The 20,674-nt window shown below is 48.3% G+C and carries 16 protein-coding genes; all 16 read right to left on the reverse strand.

The features are described from left to right. The coding region (locus L696_RS0122935) for an FtsW/RodA/SpoVE family cell cycle protein (protein ID WP_025685756.1) at positions 1 to 743 on the reverse strand (743 nt) is incomplete at its 3' end. 49 nt (positions 744 to 792) lie between these two features. Next, positions 793 to 2,214, reverse strand: a complete 1,422-nt coding sequence (murD, locus tag L696_RS0122940) for a UDP-N-acetylmuramoyl-L-alanine--D-glutamate ligase (RefSeq protein WP_025685733.1) — start codon at positions 2,212 to 2,214, stop codon at positions 793 to 795. A gap of 4 nt (positions 2,215 to 2,218) precedes the next feature. Continuing rightward, positions 2,219 to 3,187, reverse strand: a complete 969-nt coding sequence (mraY, locus tag L696_RS0122945; protein ID WP_025685734.1) for a phospho-N-acetylmuramoyl-pentapeptide-transferase — start codon at positions 3,185 to 3,187, stop codon at positions 2,219 to 2,221. A gap of 22 nt (positions 3,188 to 3,209) precedes the next feature. Next, positions 3,210 to 4,613: a UDP-N-acetylmuramoyl-tripeptide--D-alanyl-D-alanine ligase gene (locus L696_RS0122950; protein WP_025685735.1), complete on the reverse strand. Its 1,404-nt coding sequence runs from the start codon at positions 4,611 to 4,613 to the stop codon at positions 3,210 to 3,212. Continuing rightward, on the reverse strand, positions 4,613 to 6,100 hold the full coding sequence (locus tag L696_RS0122955; protein WP_025685736.1) for a UDP-N-acetylmuramoyl-L-alanyl-D-glutamate--2,6-diaminopimelate ligase: 1,488 nt from the start codon (positions 6,098 to 6,100) through the stop codon (positions 4,613 to 4,615). Before L696_RS0122955 ends, L696_RS0122950 begins: the two co-directional genes overlap by 1 nt. A 58-nt stretch (positions 6,101 to 6,158) precedes the next feature. Next, on the reverse strand, positions 6,159 to 8,075 hold the full coding sequence (locus tag L696_RS0122960) for a stage V sporulation protein D (protein ID WP_025685737.1): 1,917 nt from the start codon (positions 8,073 to 8,075) through the stop codon (positions 6,159 to 6,161). Positions 8,076 to 8,158: 83 nt separating this feature from the next. Further along, on the reverse strand, positions 8,159 to 10,513 hold the full coding sequence (locus L696_RS0122965; protein ID WP_025685738.1) for a penicillin-binding transpeptidase domain-containing protein: 2,355 nt from the start codon (positions 10,511 to 10,513) through the stop codon (positions 8,159 to 8,161). A gap of 63 nt (positions 10,514 to 10,576) precedes the next feature. Then, entirely contained in the window at positions 10,577 to 10,957 is a 381-nt protein-coding gene (locus L696_RS0122970) for a hypothetical protein (protein WP_025685739.1), read from the reverse strand. Between the two features lie 24 nt (positions 10,958 to 10,981). Beyond that, a complete protein-coding gene (rsmH, locus tag L696_RS0122975; protein WP_025685740.1) occupies positions 10,982 to 11,932 on the reverse strand; it encodes a 16S rRNA (cytosine(1402)-N(4))-methyltransferase RsmH in 951 nt (316 codons plus the stop codon). A 16-nt stretch (positions 11,933 to 11,948) separates the two neighbouring features. Beyond that, positions 11,949 to 12,386, reverse strand: a complete 438-nt coding sequence (gene mraZ, locus L696_RS0122980) for a division/cell wall cluster transcriptional repressor MraZ (protein WP_007431201.1) — start codon at positions 12,384 to 12,386, stop codon at positions 11,949 to 11,951. A 335-nt stretch (positions 12,387 to 12,721) separates the two neighbouring features. After that, positions 12,722 to 13,987 (reverse strand): adenosylhomocysteinase, encoded by a 1,266-nt coding sequence (locus L696_RS0122985; RefSeq protein ID WP_025685741.1) that lies wholly within the window; start codon positions 13,985 to 13,987, stop codon positions 12,722 to 12,724. A gap of 46 nt (positions 13,988 to 14,033) precedes the next feature. After that, the gene (gene bshC / locus L696_RS0122990; protein WP_025685742.1) at positions 14,034 to 15,665 is read right to left on the reverse strand and encodes a bacillithiol biosynthesis cysteine-adding enzyme BshC; all 1,632 of its coding nucleotides are present in this window, start codon (positions 15,663 to 15,665) and stop codon (positions 14,034 to 14,036) included. A 123-nt stretch (positions 15,666 to 15,788) separates the two neighbouring features. Next, the gene (locus L696_RS0122995; RefSeq protein ID WP_025685743.1) at positions 15,789 to 16,733 is read right to left on the reverse strand and encodes an ABC transporter ATP-binding protein; all 945 of its coding nucleotides are present in this window, start codon (positions 16,731 to 16,733) and stop codon (positions 15,789 to 15,791) included. An 11-nt stretch (positions 16,734 to 16,744) separates the two neighbouring features. Next, on the reverse strand, positions 16,745 to 17,695 hold the full coding sequence (locus L696_RS0123000; protein ID WP_025685744.1) for an ABC transporter permease: 951 nt from the start codon (positions 17,693 to 17,695) through the stop codon (positions 16,745 to 16,747). A 4-nt stretch (positions 17,696 to 17,699) separates the two neighbouring features. Further along, a complete protein-coding gene (locus tag L696_RS0123005; protein WP_025685745.1) occupies positions 17,700 to 18,632 on the reverse strand; it encodes an ABC transporter permease in 933 nt (310 codons plus the stop codon). A 195-nt stretch (positions 18,633 to 18,827) separates the two neighbouring features. After that, positions 18,828 to 20,531 carry a peptide ABC transporter substrate-binding protein gene (locus L696_RS0123010; protein WP_025685746.1) on the reverse strand — a complete coding sequence of 568 codons (1,704 nt, stop codon included), beginning with the start codon at positions 20,529 to 20,531 and terminating at the stop codon, positions 18,828 to 18,830. Positions 20,532 to 20,674 lie beyond the last annotated feature (143 nt).

Here is a 20,674-nt window from a genome sequence, read left to right on the forward strand (position 1 = left end):
CCGAGCCCCAAGCCTGCCAGCCCACCAGGTCCAATGGCGTACAGCGATTGAATAATCTGATAGCCTGCACCAAGCGGATCGGACCATGGGTCCAGAAACGCAGTGATCCGCTGGAGCCGATAAGGCGCAGCTGCAATCAGGGCCGCAAATCCGGCCGCTCCCGTTAATGCCAGCAGGCCCAGATGCTTCATACGTGCGCCTGCCGTAAATACGATCAGCATGGACGCCCCCATCATCACCGTGCCTGTGCCCAAATCGGGCTGGAGCATAATCAGGCCAAAGGCCAGTCCCATGAGTCCAAGCGGGGGCAACAGGCCGCGCGTAAAGGAGTTAATATCATAATCCTGGCGGCTAAGCCAGCGGGCTAGAAAAAGAATCATGCCCAGCTTCATAAACTCGGATGGCTGAATACCAAAAGAGCTGATACCGAGCCAGCTTCGGGCACCGCCTCTGACTACACCAATGCCGGGAATGAGTACGGCAACCAGCAGCGCGAGACAGATCAGCAGTACGACCTTGGCATACTTCTGCCAGATCCGATAGTCTGTTCGGGCAGTGAAGTACATCGCCACAAGACCTAGCCCGGCGAACAGCAATTGCCGCTTTACAAAATAGTAGGAGTCCCCGTACTCGTGAAAAGCGAGGACGGCGCCCGCACTGTATACCATAACCATGCCGATGGCTAACAAGCTCAAAATACAGACGAAAAGCCATATATCCGGCGCTGGACGAGATTGCTTCATCAGGAGGCCACCCCTTGCATAAAAGTAGGGGCTTATCCAACCCCCCTACTTACAATTTATGCGCCGCCTCTTTAAAAATACGTCCACGCTCTTCATAGGACTGGAACATATCCCAGCTTGCGCACGCGGGTGAGAGCAATACAACATCTCCCGGCTCAGCAAGTTTAGCAGCCTTGTTCACAGCCTCCACGAGCGTAGCGGCGGCGTCCTCCCCATTATCGACGACCTCGATACGCTCTATTCCAGCCTGACGTGCCCGGTCTGCCAGCTTGTGCCGAGTCTCACCCAGCAGCACAACAGCCTTTACGCCCTCCTGCAAGGACGGTACGAGCTCTGCGTAATCCGAACCACGGTCCAATCCTCCGGCAATCAATACAATAGGTTGCTTGAAGGAAGACAGCGCCATCATCGTCGCTTTGGAATTGGTTGCTTTAGAATTGTTGTAATAAGCTGCCCCGGCATGTTCTCCAACATATTCGAGTCGATGCTCCACTCCACGAAAAGCGCTTAGCGGTTCCGCCAATTTAGACGGCTCCGATCCTGCGGCAATAGCAATCGCGCATGCAGCGAGGGCATTTTCCACATTAAAGCGGCCCGGAAGGCCAATCTCAGCCACGCCTATAATCGGATGCACCACACCACTTGCATCGCGATATACGATATTGCGTTCGATGTCATCCGTCACATCCGGTATGTATGGCGGGTCAGCGAACAACCCTTCCTGCAAACGTTCCGTCATCGAGAACGGGAGCAGCTTCGCTTTGATATAGGGCACAAGCTCCCGACAAACGGGATCATCCCAGTTCAATACCGCAGTATCAGCCGCCGTTTGATTGGCGAACAGACGCGCCTTGGACGCAACATAATCCTCCATGTCACCATGATAATCCAGATGAGTTTCAGCCACGTTCAGCAAACAGGCTACAGCAGGTTTGAAATCCTTTGTTCCTTTTAACTGAAAACTGCTCAGCTCCACCACCATCCACTCGTCCGATCTGGCATCCACAGCGGCCTCACATAATGGCGTGCCGATATTACCAGCCACGATCGGCTTCATGCCGGATGCCTCTAACAGCTTACCTACCCAAGTAGTCGTGGTCGTTTTCCCATTCGAGCCAGTAATCCCGATCATCGGCGCTTTGCATAAATGATAAGCTACCTCGACCTCAGTCACGACCTCAATGCCCAGTTCGACAGCTTTCTGCACTGGCGGGGCCGTATAAGGAATACCCGGATTTTTGACAACCAGCTTCACTCCCGGATGAATTAGCCCTTCCGGGTGACTGCCGCATAAAACGGAAATTCCCAAAGCCTCTAATTCAGAAGCTTCGGGACATTGTTCCCTGTCTTTTTTATCATTGACTGTCAGCTTGGCCCCGGCCTGGTGCAGTACCTTGGCGACTTGCACGCCACTTTTGGCCAGGCCTATAATAACGACCTCTTGATCTCGGTATGTGTCTGGATGATTCATTTGTCTACAACCCCTTGTTGAGATAAAGTCCGAGTCCTGCCAGCAGCAGTCCTACAGCCCAGAATGTAATAACTACGCGCCATTCGGACCAGCCGGACAGCTCGAAGTGATGATGAATCGGGCTCATTTTAAAAATACGTTTGCCACGTGTTTTAAAGGAAGCTACTTGTAAAACTACGGACAGCATTTCAATTACAAATACACCACCAATAATAATGAACAAAATTTCGCTTTTGGTGACGATAGCGATGGCACCTATAGCGCCTCCGATTCCCAGCGAGCCTGTATCGCCCATAAATACCTTGGCCGGATGTGCGTTGTATACAAGAAAGCCAAGTACAGCACCAATCATGGCCGCTGAACAAACCGCAGCCGGAAGCGAGGTTGCTTGAATTGCTACGATGGCATAAGCACCGAAGGCAATCGCACTGGTACCAGACAGCAGCCCGTCCAGCCCATCTGTGAAGTTGACGGCGTTGCTAATCGCCAGCATCATAATGACGATGAACGGATAATAGAACCAGCCACTCCAATCAAACGACCAAGAAGTTCCCGGAATGCCAATGGCAGTGCTGTGATCGTTACTAATCAGAAGCCAGCATATGATTCCGCTGAACAGCAATTGCCCGAATAGCTTTTGACGGGCAGTCAGTCCAAGCGAACGCTTGAATACAATTTTGATATAGTCGTCCAGGAAACCAATCAGCCCAAAACCAAGCGTAGCAACCAGCAGGACGTAAAAATCCGTATTTTTAATCGCCGAAAACTTAAGAAAGGTCAGCGTAAAAGCCACCAGAATAACGATTCCACCCATAGTAGGCGTACCCGTCTTTTTAAGATGGCTTTGTGGTCCGTCATCCCGGACCTGCTGGCCGAATTTCATTCGTCGCAGCAGCGGAATGAGTATTGGAGCGGCAATGACCGCCAGTATAAACGATACGACGATCGTCAGCAGTAATAATTGAATATCCATGGGAGTCTCCCTCTCGTCAACATCAGTTCTGTAGTGAAACGTTTTTCAGCGCATCCACAATTTCTTCCAGTCGCATCCCTCGGGATGCCTTTACCAGCACGATATCATCGGCACGGAGGTAAGCTTGCAGGTCTTGGATCAGCTTTTGCTTATCTTCATAAGCATGTACGTCATCAGACGGCATGGACGCTTGCGCCCCATGCGCAATGGACGTGCCCAACACACCGTAGGTGAACAGCACGTCTACATCATGTTGCGCTGCAAAAAGCCCAATTTCCTCATGGAATTGCTTTTCCTCGGGACCCAGCTCCAGCATATCGCCAAGCACGGCGATTTTACGTCCCTTCGTTTCGTAACCGGATAACGTCTGAATTGCAGCTTTCATTGAAGCCGGACTGGCATTATAAGCATCGTTCAGCACGGTAAGCCCATTGGTGCAGCTCACAACCTCAATACGCATGCCTGTCAATTTCAAAGCCGACAGTCCTTCGCGCACATGGTCTGCATCCACTCCAAAATGACGCGCTACCGCCAGTGCTGCCAAACCGTTTACAACATTGTGCTGCCCAAGCAACGGAAGCCGGAAAGCATCCTTGCCGGATTGGGCCGTCGTGAACAAACTGCCTTCTCCATCCGAAGTTATTCCAGTTGGATAATCATCATTATCCGCAGACGTACCGAACGTGAACAGCTTCAAGCCGTCAGGCTTAACCGTTTCAGGCTCCGCAAGCACTTGCTGCAATAGCGGTTCATCTCCATTGTAAATCAGCAAGCCGCCCGGCTTGAGACCGCTGACGATTTCCAGCTTTGCACGTGCAATTTCTGCACGGGAACCGAGCTGTAGCAAATGCGATTCGCCAATGTTCGTAATGACCGCTACATCAGGCTGGGCAATATCAGTCAGCAGGCGAATTTCCCCGCGTCCACTCATACCCATCTCCAAAATGAGGATGTCCGCATCCTGCGGCATGGACAGCACGGTTAAAGGCAGACCGATATGGTTGTTATAATTTCCTTCGGTTTTGTGTACTTTAAAGGTCGTACCCAGCAGCGCGTTGATGATGTCTTTTGTCGTCGTTTTGCCGTTGCTTCCAGTAATCCCTACGACAGATACACCCGTCTCCCGCAAATATGCGGCCGCAAGACGCTGGAGGGCCGCCAAAGTATCATCTACTTCAATCGCATTCCCTGCCGGAGGTGTACCGTGATCCTTTTGCCATAAAAAAGCAGCCGATCCTTCTCCGCTCACAATCTGCTGCACATAATCATGCCCGTCAAACCGTTCACCCGTGATTGGAACGAACAGCCCTTGGGCCTGCGGCTTGCGTGAATCTGTAAAAACGCCCTCAACCATTCGTTCGGCGTCGGCCTCTATGTGAAGCGTTCCCCCGCTCATGGAGGCGATTTGACCGATTGTTCTTTTCATCACTTGGATAAACCCCTTATCGCTTCTTTGGCTACGATGCGGTCATCGAATTCATGCACCGTTTTTCCGATCAACTGGTAGGTCTCATGACCTTTTCCCGCAATCAATACTACATCGTCAGGGCTTGCCATTTCAACAGCTTTATGAATAGCAGCTCTACGATCTACGATCAGCTCGTAGCGTTCTGCGGGTATACCTTCGTCAATCAGCCCTTGCTCGATGTCTTTCAAAATGGCTTTCGGGTCCTCTGTCCGCGGATTATCCGAGGTAATAAAAGCATGGTCGCTGTATTGAGCAGCAATTTTTCCCATCAAAGGACGTTTCGTACGATCCCGATCCCCACCGCACCCAAATACACACCATACTTTACCAACTGCAAACTCCTTAACGGTGCGGAGCACATTCTCCAGTCCATCCGGTGTATGGGCATAGTCCACGATAACCGCAAATGGCTGACCTGCGTCTACAGGCTCTACCCGCCCATCGACGCCTGCTATGGACTCCAAGCTGTGCTTGATATCAGCCAGAGACCCCCCTTCCAATAAAGCGGCTGTAATGGCTGCCAAGGCGTTATACACATTGAACTTGCCCACCATGCGCAGCTTAATATCGGTATCTCCTTTAAAAGTAGAGACATGGAAGGATGTTCCCTTGGCACCTACAGCGATATGGGATGCCTGCACATCCGACTTCTTTTCCACGCCGTATGTAATCACTTGAGCCGCTGTTATGGCCTGAAAATAGGATGAGGCCGGGTCATCCGCATTCAGAACAGCATATTTACTGTCCGACGCATCCCGCGAGAAGGTATTCCCCAGTCGGGAAAATAACAGCCCTTTGGCCGCACGGTACTCCTCCATCGTGTTATGGTAGTCCAGATGATCCTGTGTCAGGTTCGAAAAAATAGCGGTGCGAAAATCAGTTCCTTTCACGCGCCCTTGCTCCAGCGCATGTGAGGATACCTCCATCACACAGCATTGGACACCTTGCTCCGCCATATTGCTAAGATAGCGTTGCAGCTCTACCGCCTCGGGTGTGGTACCGGACATAGGATAGGACTGACCACCGTAACGCATTTGAATCGTTCCGATCAGTCCAGTGTTCACTCCGGCATCGTTCAAGATTTTTTCAATTAGATAAGTTATGGTTGTTTTGCCATTCGTTCCGGTTACGCCGATCATGCGCATACGGCGGCTCGGTGAATCAAACATATAATCCGCCAAAACCGCCATTGCGTACCGGGCATCCTTGACTATAAGTTGTGGCACAGATACATTCAATTCCCGTTCCACAACCAAAGCCGCCGCCCCGGACGCAACTGCCTGCTGCGCATAATCGTGTCCGTCAACCGTAAAGCCGGGCAGACACAGAAATAAATCTTCCTGCTGTACCCGGCGTGAGTCTGCCCCGATTCCTCGGCAGTCCACTGTACCGTCCCCCACAATGCGGGAGGCGGCCAGCAGTGAAGCCAATTGTTGAAGCTGCATCTTTCATTCCTCCATTGCTCTCTCTCGTTAATCATAGTATGGGTATAAAAAGAACCTATCAATCCCCCATATATATACGGATTGTTGATCCCCGCTCCAGCCGGGAGCCTGGCTTCGGTGCCTGACTGACAACCGTCTTGCCTGACCCGGATTTTACGAGCATAAAGTTCATATTCATATCTTCGTATAAATCAGCCACAGTGGCACCTACCAAATCCGGCACCGTATCAATTCGATTTTCCCCGTACTTGTATTCCTTGGCAATCTGATGGGTACGAGGTGGTATTTTCAGAGCAAGCAGCGAATCCCGCAAAATATTTTGCACGATTGGCGCAGCGACTACCCCGCCGAATTGAATGCCCTTCGGGTTATCCACAGCGGTATAGACAACAATTTGCGGATCATCCGCCGGGGCAAAACCGATAAAGGATACAATATGCTCCGAGGATGAATAACGTCCGTTGATCACCTTTTGCGCTGTGCCTGTTTTGCCTCCCACCCGGTAACCCTCAATAAAAGCAGGACGGCCCGTGCCTTTGGCAACGACGCTCTCCAGCGCTTCCCTCACCTGCCGGGAGGTATCCTCTGAAACGACTCTGCGCACCAGTTCAGGCTCTACTTTTTCCAGCACCTTGCCTGTCTCTGGTTGAATCCAGCCTTTGGTAATGTGAGGTTTATACAGATTGCCGCCATTGATCGCAGCCGACACAGCCGTCACCTGCTGAATCGGAGTGACAGATACCCCTTGACCAAAAGCAGTTGTCGCCAGCTCTACCGGTCCTACCTGGGGTAGCTTAAATAAAATACCATTCCCCTCGCCAATCATGTCAATGCCCGTTTTGCTGCCGAACCCAAAATTGCGAATATACTTGAACAGCGATTCCTTACCTAGACGCTGACCCAGTGTCACAAAGCCTGGATTACAGGAGTTTTCCACGACTTGAAGGAAGGTCTGGCTGCCGTGGCCGCCTTTTTTCCAGCAGCGCAGGCGAGCCCCGCCAACTTCAATGTACCCCGGATCGAAAAAACGATCATTTTTGAGATTGACCTTCTTTTCTTCCAATGCAGCAGCCAAAGTAATAATTTTAAAAGTAGAGCCTGGTTCATATGTCATCCAAATCGGCAGATTTCGATTGTAAATTTCAGGTGCATATTGTTTGTATAGTGCAGGCTCATAGCCTGGTCGCCCGGCCATGCCCAATATTTCCCCATTCTTGGGGTTCATTGCGATGGCCAGCGCGGAATTAGCCTGGAATTTGACCATAGCCTGGTCAAGCTCCCGTTCCATGATAGACTGTACAGACTTATCAATGGTCAGTTGCAAGTTCAGACCATCCTTTGGTTCAACGTACTTCTCAGAAGAGCCGGGCATCAGGCGACCGCCTGCATCGGATAGATACGCAATGCTTCCGTCAATACCGCGAAGCTTGCTGTTGTTCTTTTTCTCTACCCCCGTCAACCCCTGATTATCAATTCCCGTAAACCCGAGAATATGAGCCGCCAAATCGCCATAAGGATAATAACGTTTGTTGTCTTCAGCAACAACGATACCCGGCAGCTTCAAATCACGAATTTGCTGCGCTTTCTCCATCGTAATTTTTCGTCCGCCGGGCTGAAGTTTTTGGCTTGCTGTTCGTTTGGTAATCAGCTTGAGCACTTTATCCTCGCTCATATCTAGCAAGGGCGCCAGCCTGCGCGCCGTTTCTTCCGGCTCCTTGATCTGTACCGGTATCGCCATGACTGTCGGCGAAGTGACATTATAGGTCAGCGCCGTACCTTGCCGATCCAAAATTTCGCCGCGTTTGGCGGCAAAAGGTATATTTCGGCGCCACGATTCCTCGGCCTTGGCCGAGAGTTCGCCCCCTTTACCTAATTGAACATAGGCGAGCCGGACCGATAAGGCTGCAAATAGTACGATCAATCCCAGCAGCCCCCATACCAGCCTGCGCCGCATGGTCACGTTAGATTTCTTCAAACGCGCTCCCCTCCGTTCCTCCAAATACTCATGACATGTCTTACCTCATGAATATTCAAAAAAACGGACGTTAGAACAAGCTATCAGTTATCCTCGCCTTTAATCGCAGCCGCGCTTTTTTCATCGACTACAGCGGAGACCCCACCCTTGGAAGTATCCCCGTCTGCGCTTGCACTCGCAGTGGTATCGGTTCTTGCATCAGTATTCGTTTTTGCTGTACTGCCTGTTTGGTTAGTTGCTACGCCGGTAGTCGAGTCCGGTGTTTCCTCCGGCTTTACTCCGGTCACGGTTTCTTTGGCCGGCTGGAGCGTCACACTGACGATTCGCTTGCCACTCACCATTTGTGCCTTTTGCGAGACAACATAACCTTCGCCGCTTACCTGAACGCCCACCTTCATGAGCGTCAACACTTGCAGCGTGTCACGCAACGAGACACCTGTAAAGTCGGGAATGGTCATGTTGGCACTATCCTCGGTCAGCAAATAAATGCGTTGTCCCGGCTTCATTTTAACGCCTGCCTCCGGGTACTGACGGACAATTTCGGAGCCTTTGCCGACCGTTTCATAGGCAATCCCCTGTTTGAGCAATGCGTTTTGTGCATCCTTCTTCACCTGACCGGTTAATTTTGGCACCGTCGGCAAATTCACCGTTTTCACAGCAGCACTATCTGATTTATTATTCGCTTTGGCTCCCGTTTTGGGAACCCCCATGTATTGCAGCGATTGGGATACGATTTTCTTGAACACAGGGGCTGCTGCCGTACCCCCACCTACTGATTTGTTAGGTTCGTCCATAACAATCAGAACAGCTATTTTCGGATCATTCACGGGTGCAAAGCCGATAAAGGACACGACATCCTTCGAATGGTCATACACTTTGCCCACGACTTTCGTCGCCGTACCTGTTTTACCAGCAACACGGTACCCGTCAATATAAGCAAGACGCCCGGTTCCAATTTCTTGGTCAGACACGACCTGCTCCAGATAGCTGCTGGTCTGTACTGCCGATTCCTGCGAAATCACCTGGCGGACTTCCTTCGGTTGAATCGTCTGTACTTCCCCTGTATCCGGGTTCGTAATTTCCTTCACCAGATGAGGTTGCATCAGCTTACCACCGTTAGCAATGGCCGAGATAGCCGCTACCTGCTGGATTGGCGTTACCTGAACACGTCCGTGTCCATATGCAGCCGTTGCGACTTCGGATCTGTATTGGGTGTGGAACGTAATGGCTCCACTAGACTCACTCGGAAGATCAATACCTGTTTTGACACCAAATCCGAAGTTGTTAATATATTTCTTCAGCCTTTCGCCGCCCAGCTTATACAGCCCCAGATGGACGAAACCGACGTTACTTGAACGCTTAACCCCTTGAAGATAGGTTAACGTTCCCCAATTTCGACTCACGTCACGAATATCCCATCCCCCAACTCGGATCATACCAGACTGATAGGTTTCATTTGGGTTGAATACCTTTTCCTGAACTGCCGCAGCCAAGGTTACAATCTTAAACGTGGAGCCTGGCTCATAAATGGACTGAGTTGCATTATTCCGGAAAGAATCCATTGACGATGTGCTCCCGTATGTATTGGGATTAAAATTAGGATAACTCGCCATACCGAGAACGTCCATCGTTTTGGGATCTGCCGCTACAACCGTCATCGTTTTCGGATTGTATGTTGCAATAGCTTCCTGCATAGCGTCTTCTATATAATACTGAATCGTGTCATCAATCGTCAGCTTTAAATTCTTACCATTTTGTGCAGGTTCATAATTGCTCTCCGATCCCTGAAGAGGAACTCCCTTTAGATCCCGCTGATAAAGTAGCTTTCCGGCCGTGCCCGAGAGCTCTTTATTATAATAGGCTTCCAATCCCATGCCTGCTGTACCGTCTTTCCGGTAATAGCCAAGAACATGAGAAGCCAGCTTATTTTCCGGATAATAGCGTTTGGATTCCTGAACCGTGTCCACAGCTCCAATCACTTTGTACTTATCCTTTAAATATTCTTTGAACGTATCCACCTGTACCTTGACCTCAGGATCTACCTTCCAGCCTCCATTACGGATCTCGCGGTTTTTTAAATAGTTACCGCCTTTGTCCTTGGCCGAAAGATGCCTTCTCAGTTCGTCCTCAGGTGTTTTGAGCAGCTGATGCAGTTTGGCTACGACCTCGTTTTCCAGATCATATTCCTGAATGATGCTTGGGTTGACCACTACCGTATAGGCAGGGGCATCTGTAGCCAGTACATTTCCTTTACGATCCGTAATCGTTCCGCGCTTGGGCTGGATCACCTGGTCTCTTTCCACCTGCGTAACTACCTGATTATGCCAGTATTCCCCGCTCACGACCTGAATCCAAAATACCTTAAGTAACAGAACAAGAAAAAAGAGGGTAATACATCCCCCTATCAGCAGTGTGCGAAGCTTTATTCTTTTGACCATAGCTCAAACCTCTCTGCAAAAAAATGTACGTCAGAGCATAGCTTAATGCTATGCCCCAACTAACTAATTGGCAGCCTGCTTTTCCACACGAATGGGCTCTCTCGTCGGCTCGATATATCCCTGTTCCTTTGCCGTAGGTACAATCTGATTTTCCAGCCGTTCCTTCTGAATTTTCAGTTGGGCGATATTGGTCTGTAATTTGGAAATGTCCTTGCTCGCTGTATTAATCGAATAATTGATTTGATAAATGTGCGCGTACCTACCAATCAGCATACCAGCAATGACAATGCACGTTACAAGTGTCAAAAGATACAGCAGCTTTTCCCGAATCGGCAGCTCTCTGCGGCGTGTAACAACTTTAGTGGTTTCACGATACCGTTGTTGCTGAACCTGTTCCTGACGGGCTCTTTCTTTCACAGCCAAATTACCGCGTGTATAAGCCATGTCGCCTCTCCTTCTCCATTAAATTTACAATTTTTCGGCAACTCTCAGCTTGGCTGACCGGGATCGTGGATTAAGCTTCAATTCCTGCTCTGACGCCACAATCGGCTTACGATTCACCAGCTTCAGATCCCCTATCATTTTATCCTCCAAAATAGGCAAATCAGATGGATAGATGCTTTTCGCCAAATACTCCTTGAAAATATGCTTGCATATCCGATCCTCCAGAGAATGGAACGTAATAACCGAAATTCTGCCCCCTGGAGCCAGACATTTTACTGCCTGATGCAAAGTATCTTCCAGTGCACCCAACTCATCATTCACAGCGATTCGCAAAGCCTGAAAGCTGCGTTTGGCCGGATGTCCCCCGGTTCTGCGTGCCGCAGCCGGAATTCCTTCTTTGATAAGATCGACAAGTTCCCCTGTGGTGTGAATAGGCTTGTTTTTTCGACGTTCAACCATAATCTTCGCGATCCGGCGTGAAAACTTCTCTTCTCCGTAGTGAAACAAAATACGCGCAATCTCTGCCTCCGACCATTCATTGACAATCTCGTAAGCCGTCAGCGAGCTACTCTGATCCATCCGCATATCAAGCGGCGCATCATGATTGTAGCTGAATCCCCGTTCCCCCTCATCGAACTGGGGCGAGGACACACCCAGATCGAACAAAATACCCTGGACCTGCGGGACGCCGTCTTTTTCGGGCAATCCCAGTTCAGCCAGCCTGTCCTGCAAGTGGCGAAAGTTGGATTTCACCAATGAAATCTTCCCTTCGTAGGCCGACAGCTTCTCACGTGCATTGTTCAATGCCCAGTCATCCTGATCAAAGGCAATCAGCCTTCCCTCAGGGCCAAGCTGTGACGCAATGACGGAACTGTGTCCTGCCCCTCCCAACGTGCAGTCCACATAGATCCCGTCCTGCCTGATGTTTAGTGCCTGTGTTGCTTCTTCCTTGAGTACGGTAATGTGGTGAAACAAACGGCTGACCTCCTAATTACAATTCAAAGTTGAAATCAACCAATTTCTCAGCAATGTCGTTAAATGCTTCTTCTGATTGGCTGAAATATTGCTCCCAAGTGTGCTTGCTCCAAATCTCTACCCGGGTGGACACTCCCAATACGACGCACTCTTTGGTAAGCTTGGCGTATTCGCACAAATTCCCCGGTAAATTTACCCTGCCCTGTTTGTCCAATTCGCATTCAGTCGCGCCCGAGAAAAAAAACCGGGTAAACGCCCGCGCATCGGCCTTCATCAAAGGCAATGCTTTAAGTTTTTTCTCCATGACAGCCCATTCATCCATGGGATACACGAAGAGGCATTGGTCCAGCCCGCGGGTAACCACGAACGAGGCACCGAGAAGTTCACGAAACTTGGCCGGAACAGTAAGCCGACCCTTCTCATCAATGCTATGTTGGAACTCCCCCATAAACATTGGTTTCGTCACCCCTTACCCCATTCTCCCACTTTGGCCCACTTTCCACCACTTAAGCATAATAGATTCGCTTTAAAAAATCAAAGACCTTCTTTACATTTCCAAAAAGTAATAAACAACAAATCCGTACAGTGATGTCTGTTATTGTTGCCACGTATCATAACACGCCAAAAAGCCCCTTTTTCCATGAAGACGAACTCCCGACAATATGCATCAGGTTTCGAAACAACATGAAAATAAAGGGCTTAGTCTCATTCATCATGCCAACCTATACAAACACCTGTGTTACACGTTAAAACCTTTGAACCCGGCCAACGTGACCGGCAATGCTCAAGTTATGCATTCCAGCTATCCAGATAAACCTTCTGGTCTTCTGTTAAAGAATCAATCTTGATTCCCAGGCTATCGAGCTTGAAGCGGGCTACCTGCTCATCAATTTCATAAGGTACATTAATTACAGCTTTGCCCAGCTCATTATAACGATCGTTCACATATTTCAAGCCAAGCGCCTGAAGTGCAAATGTGGTATCCATAATTTCCGCAGGATGACCATCCGCCGCAGCCAAATTCACGAGACGTCCTTCTGCCAGTAAATACATTTTACGTCCATCCTTGAAGCGGTACTCCTCGATGTTGCGACGCACCGTCCGAATGGATTCGGAACGTTTGGCAAGCTCAGGCTTACTAACCTCCACATCAAAATGCCCCGCATTACACAGCACAGCCCCGTCCTTCATGACATCAAAGTGCTCTCCGGTAATTACGGCTTTGTTGCCAGTCACCGTAATGAAAAAGTCACCCAGCTTGGCTGCTTCCACCATTGGCAACACATGGAAACCATCCATATGCGCTTCTACCGCCTTGATTGAATCAACTTCGGTTACAACCACTTTGGCTCCCAGCCCTTTCGCACGCATCGCTACCCCTTTACCACACCAGCCATAACCCACCACGACGACCGTGCTGCCTGCCACAACCAGGTTGGTTGTGCGAATAATGCCGTCGAATGCTGACTGCCCGGTACCATAACGATTGTCGAACAAATATTTGCAGTAAGCATCGTTAACGGCCACCATTGGGAAGTGGAGTTGACCCTCTTTTTCGAGCGCCTTCAAGCGGATAATTCCGGTTGTCGTTTCCTCAGCTCCACCACGGATGGTAGAAATCAGATCAGGTCGTTCGGATTGCAACAGAGTAACCAGGTCGCCTCCGTCATCAATAATAAGGTCCGGCTTCGTTTCCAGCGCCTTAATTTGCAAGCTTTTAAACTCAGCCGGGTCCGGATTGTATTTAGCCAATACCGTAACTCCATCTTCAACCAATGCTGCACAAACATCATCCTGTGTGGACAACGGATTACTACCCGTAATCGTGACCTCAGCCCCGCCCGCCTGTACTACTTTAGCCAGATAGGCCGTTTTGGCCTCCAGATGCAGACAAATGGTTACCTTCAGACCCTTAAAAGGCTGCTCCTGCTCGAACTCTTGACGTATACGGTTCAATACCGGCATATGGGCTTCCACCCAATCAATTTTCAGATGGCCCTCAGGTGCCAGTTTAATATCGTGAACGATGCTGTTTTGCAAAGATTGGGAAGTCATATTTATTCCTCCTTCATATTGGTTGTTGCTGTTTTAGCATGCTAAATCATACATAAATGACACGATGCGTACCCCTCAGATCGGTAGGTACATCCATAATCATATCGATCAGGCCAAGGCCGTAACGGTTTAGAAAATGATAAATCGTATACACCCGTTCCTGCGGCTGTTCGAACGGAAAAAGTGACCACTCGATACGATCCCATTGACGAAGCGCTGATTCATTTTGCCGGAACAGTGCTTCCTGAACTTTTGCTTCCAGATAGGAAATCTGTTCCAGAATCTTCTCGCGATTAGTCTCTCCAAGCCGGAGTAAACCTTTTTCAATCAAGCCTGACTGCTGTATCAGCGGTTCGTATATACGGACAAAAGCTTCCTTGGCCCCGGCAAACTGCTCCTGCATTCCAAGCTGATCGTGGGTGACAATCCATTGCTTTTTCCGTTCCTCAAGCCCGTCTCTAACTTCGCCAAAGCTCAATTCATACTTCAACATATGCTTTTCCACACCTGGCTCTACCAATGTAAAGGACATCCGTGGCAGCAGTAATGGCATCTGCATCCCCAGCACGCCGAAGGCATCCCGCGTAATCGCCCAGTAGGCAATTTCTCCTAGTCCCAGCACAGAGGCCAGCACCGGAAATAGTGAGTCCTGCATAAGAGGACGGGTTAGGACATTGTTACTAAAACGTTCCGGATGCCTGTCTGTCTCTTCGAGCAGTTCTTCGACTGTAAATGCCACCTGACCGCGGCGATCCGTGAACAGCCCGTTTTGCTTGAACAGCAGCAAGCGTTCTTCTTCATGGATATAAAAGAGATTCGCGCCGCCTTCATGTACATCTGCTTGCAAATGATAGCCGTAATCTACAATCCGTGCAGCAGTCGTCCGGTAAGCTTGCTCCAGTTCATCATTGTGCTGAACCAACCGACGGAAAACGGATGCCTCCAGCTTGCGCAACGAAGAATCAGCAGAATCCAGCAGCACTAATCCGTAGGCGCCGAAAAGAAGTCCCAGCAGTTTTGCGAAGCTTTCACTTAGTCCGTATGAGTCATCGAAACCATGCTCAATCATGCGTAAAATATCAGCCTTATACTCTGAGTCGGGCAAGCTTTGCTCTATACTAGCCATGGCTTGCTTCCACTCTGCGGCATCGACCTTAATGGCACTAACCGAAGAACGACGTTCCGGCTGCTTATTGAGCTTTATTTTGACTGCTTGCGGGTCATTCGCCATTACATAGGTATGATTGACTTCATCCCAGTCATGATCCTCACCTGCAATCCAGAAAACGGGAATAACCGGACGCCCCAGCCGTTCCTCCGCTTCCCTGGCCGCCTTAATAATCGTAGCAGCTTTGTAAACGACCAGCATCGGACCTGTGAACAGTCCGCTTTGCTGCCCGCCAGCTACCACCAGAGCGTCTGGTTGCTCCAGCCGATCCAATGAAGCATAAACCGCCTCGTGTGCGTTGTATTGCTCATTGTATATGCGGAGACATGCTACGACATCCTTACGGTTTAATCGCAGATGCTCCGTCTCATCCAGTCGCTTCGCTCGTTGGGCATAAGCATCGGCATGCAGAACATCATATTCATACAAATCGCGTGCGCGTCCTGTACCCTGTATGTAATCTTCTGCCAAAGCCGACCCTCCGCGAAGCTCTTCCGGAATTATTCTCATGGGTCTGCCTCCTGTCTCCACCAAAACCTTACTGCTTGATTGTACCGAAAGCCCTTGTCCGCGTCAAAGCTTCTCACAAAAAAAACCGCCGAGCATACTCGGCGGTTGGTGCATAAAACAACATCAGGCGTAAGGCTCAGCTACAAAATGTCCTTTGGACACTTCGATCAGCTTGGCATTTTCCAGGTTATAGGCTCCTGACTTATTGCCGGATGCATCATTTGTATGAATGGGGCCGGCTTGATCACCGGGCATAATAATCCGTTTTTTATTGGCTTCAACTTCCGGATCGGGAATCGGAATCGCCGACAGAAGCATTTTCGTATAAGGGTGGATCGGATTTGCATACAACTCCGCGCTTTCTGCAAGCTCAACCATTTTACCCATATACATTACGGCTACCCGATCACTGATATGCTTGACCATCGAGAGATCATGCGCAATAAACAGGTATGTCAGTCCAAGACGCTCTTGAAGCTCTTTTAACAGATTGACAACTTGAGCCTGAATAGACACGTCAAGAGCTGAGATCGGCTCATCACAAATGATGAATTTAGGGTTAACCGCCAGCGCGCGGGCAATACCGATCCGTTGACGCTGTCCACCGGAAAACTCATGCGGATAACGGGTTGCATGGTCTGGGTTCAAACCAACCAGATCCAGCAACTCTTCAATCCGTTTTTTACGTTCTGCACGGCTACCCGCCATATTATGAATATCCAATGCCTCACCGATGATATCAGAAACCGTAAAACGCGGGTTCAGGGATGCATACGGATCTTGGAAGATCATTTGCATATCACGGCGCATTGCTTTCATTTTACCTGGTGATAATTTGTAGATATCCGTACCGTTAAAGCGCACGCTACCTGCTGTAGGCTCGTATAAGCGAAGAATGGTACGACCCGCTGTAGATTTACCACAACCTGATTCACCAACCATACCTAGTGTTTCGCCTTCGCGAATATAGAAATTCAGGTTGTCCACCGCTTTGAGCACACGGTTTTTGCCAACATTAAAATACTTTTTAAGACCTTCAACCTCAATTAAATTGTTGCTACTCACCATGATCTCACCTCCTATTTCTTCAGCTTCGGATCAAGCGCATCACGCAATCCATCACCAAAAAGGTTGAACGCAAGCATAATCAAACTGATCAAACCTGCCGGGAAAAGCATGCGCCAAGGATAGTACATCCATCCTGTCAATGCTGATTCAATCATTGAACCCAGCGAAGCTTGAGGAGCCTGTACCCCTAATCCCAAGAAGCTCAGAAAAGCCTCGGAAAAAATAGCACTTGGAACCGTCAAAGTCAGTGTGACGATAATCGGGCCCACAGCGTTAGGCAACAGGTGACGGAACAGCAGACGGCCTGCACCAGCGCCCATCGAACGGGAAGCAAGCACAAATTCCCGATTTTTCAGCTGCAGCATTTCACCACGCACAATCCACGACATATTAATCCACCCAGTCACACAGAGCGCGATAATAATTGTCGTGATACTTGGCTCCAGTACAACGAGCAGCAAGATCGTAACAAGCAGATATGGAATGGAATACAGAATTTCAGAAAATTTATTCATGATTTCATCTACACGGCCACCAAAGTAACCCATAATTCCACCATAAATTACACCAATCAGCAAGTCAATCATTGCTGCGGCCAAACCAATAATCAAGGAAATCTGAGCACCCATCCATGTACGGACAAACATATCACGCCCCAGATCATCTGTTCCGAACCAATGCTCCGCCGAAGGAGGAAGATTGGTGCTCAACAAATCATTCGTGCGGTCATCGTATGGCGAAAGCATCGGACCAACTATCGAAGCAAGTACAATGAGAATCAAAACACTCAAGCTCGTCATTGCCAGTTTATTTTTACGAAGCCGTTCCCAAGCATCACGCCAAGCGGACAAGCTTTCGCGCTGAATAACTTCAGACTGCTTTTCATCCGCTCCGATTCTCTGAAAGTCTTCCGGTTTTACCTGAAGCTTCTCCAAATTCACAGCATTGTCTTTCACAGACATAAAGTTATCCCTCCTTCCCGCCGGTCAGCTTAATCCGTGGATCAATAAAACCGTATGCAATATCAGTAATAAAACGTGCCACCATTAGCAAAATGCCGTAAAAAATAGTAACTCCCATAATCATGGTATAGTCACGAGTCGTAATACTGTCTACGAACACTTTACCGATACCACCAATCCCGAAAATACGTTCAATAACGACGGAACCGGTAATAATATTTGCTGTCATAGGCCCAACATAGGTAACAACCGGCAAAATGGCGTTACGTACAACGTGTTTAAACATTACCGTAACAGGCTTCAAACCTTTAGCCTTGGCAGTCTTAATATAATCCGCATGAAGCACTTCCAGCATGCTGGAGCGCGTTAGTCGAGCGATAAACGCAATTGGCGAAGCGGATAAAGCTACAACAGGCAGGACATAGTCCATTGGACCATCAAAGCCCATGACATTAAACCAGCCTAGCTCCTGAGCAAAGTAGAACTGAATCAACGATGCTAAAACAAAGCTGGGAACCGCAATCCCCATAATTGCTAAAATCATCGCTACGTTGTCAATAAGCCTGCGATGGTACAAAGCTGCGAGCATACCTAGCAAGAGTCCGACAATAATCGACACAATTATGGCGACAAAGCCCAATTTAAGCGATACCGAAAAAGTTTGTCCAATAATGTCAGTTACACTTTGATTCAGCTTTTTCATGGAAATACCAAAATCACCTGAAGCAATATCACCTAAGTATTTAAAATATTGGACATATACAGGCTTATCCAGCCCATATTGCTCCATTAACCGGGCTTGAATCTCAGGAGAAGTCGCTTTTTCACTCATGAAGGGGTTACCCGGAATTGCTTTCATGAGAAAAAACGTCGCAGAGATCAGAATGAACAAAGAAAGCAGCATATAGAAAAATTTACTGATCAAATAACGCGTCATTGCCCGTTTACACCCCCCATAAATTTTTTTCGACACCATTCGATTTTATCGAAATAGAATTGGAATGTCCAACCTACTATTTGCATGGTTACATGATAATGGAAAAGACCATGACACACAAAAAAACGGGATATATATGGTTGTATCCACATATATATCCCGAAGTAACTATCAAACTTCAGAATTGAGCTTCAGTTACTGTGTAATATACGCTCTTGTGAAATCAATCGCTCCACTAAAGTCAAGCGCGATGCCTTTTACATTCGGTTTCGTTAAAGAAACATTTGAATAGTAGTAGATTGGAAGCATAACCATATCGTCTTGAACCAGAATTTTCTCTGCTTTTGCGAAATCTTCCATGCGTTTTGCTGGATCGGTTTCTGTCTTAGCTGCTTGAATCAAAGCATCGTATGCAGGATTAGCGTAGCCAGAATTATTATTAGTGTTGCCTGTTGTCCACATATCCAGGAATGTCATTGGATCATTGTAGTCTGCAGACCATCCACCACGAGCGATTTGGAAATTCAGCTTGTTACGTGTTTGAATAAATACGCCCCACTCTTGGTTTTGGGTTTTGATGTCCACACCAAGGTTTTTCTTCCACATATCAGCGACTGCCAAAGCAATCTTTTGATGACTTTCACTGGAGTTATACAGCAAGGTTACCGGAGGAAGTGTAGTTACGCCTTCTTCCTTCATACCTTCTTGAAGCAATTTCTTCGCTTCAGTGAAGTCTTCTTTGAAGTAATCATCTTTATGCTCAGTACGGAATTCTTGAGATACTCCTTTGATACCTGGAGGTACAAAGCCGTATGCAGGAATTTGACCGCCCAATGTTACTCTTTCAACGATTGGTTGGCGTTGAATAGCCATCGCAAACGCTTTACGGATTTTAACATTGTTAAATGGTTTTTCAGTTACATTAAATATATAGTAATACGTACTTGCAATCCCTTTAGCCTCAAATTCGTTCGGCAATTCTTTTTTTACAGCCGGAATTTGGTCGGTAGGAATTTCACCGCTTGGCAAACCAGCGTAATCAAGTTGTCCACTTCTGTAAGAAGCCAGTTCTGTTGCACCGCTGTTTACAAGGGACATCGTAATTTTGTTCAGCTTGATTTGGTCTTTACCCCAATAGTTTTCACTCTTGGTCACTTCGATCTTTTGACCGCTGTCCCAAGTTGTTAAAGTGTAAGGTCCATTGGTGATCATCTTGTCTTTCTGTACCGCCCACTTGTCATTGCCCTTAACAGAAGGGTTTACAGGGTAGAAGGTATAGAAAGAAGTCAAGCCCAGGAAGTAAGGAGTTGGGTGATCCAGCTCTACTTGCAATGTATGGTCATCAACTGCTTTGACACCTACATCTTTGAAGTCTGTAATTTTAGTGCCCTTAAAGGATTTCGAAGCGCTCAGGTTGTAACCCTCAGCATTTTTGATATAGTACAATTGGTAAGCATATGGAGGTGCTGGGGCCGTGGAAGGATCCAATACCCGTTGCCAAGCAAATACGAAGTCACTTGCTTTGACCGGGTCTCCATTGCTCCATTTTGCATTATCACGAAGTTTGAACGTGTAGGTTTTGCCGTCATCGGAAATTTTCCAAGATTCAGCTACGCCAGGAATTTCTTTGCCATCAGGACCCATACGTACGAGACCTTCATACAAAGTTTTCAGAACCGTGTTCGTTTGACTATCCTGAGCTTGTGCCGGATCGAAAGTTGGCGGTTCGGAAGAAAGGTTAATGCGCAAAATTTGCTTGTCGGCCGGAGCCGGCGTAGTCGAGGTGTTTTCTTGTGCGCCCTTGCCATTGTTATCGTTCTTGCTGGAGCCACAACCTGCGAGCAGTGCGCCAACTGCAAGAACGAGTGTCAAAAGGACTAAAAAGCTTTTCCTTTTCATCTAGCGTTTTCCCCCTAGTTCTAAAGTGGTATATGTTTATAGATTATACAACCAGCGGTCAAAAAAATCTACATCACATTTTTTGAAATTGAGCTTTTTTTTCAAAAAAACATGCTTAATTCATAATTTTTCGAGTTTTCATG

It is taken from the genome of Paenibacillus maysiensis (assembly GCF_000520815.1).
Taxonomy (GTDB): Bacteria; Bacillota; Bacilli; order Paenibacillales; family Paenibacillaceae; genus Paenibacillus; species Paenibacillus maysiensis.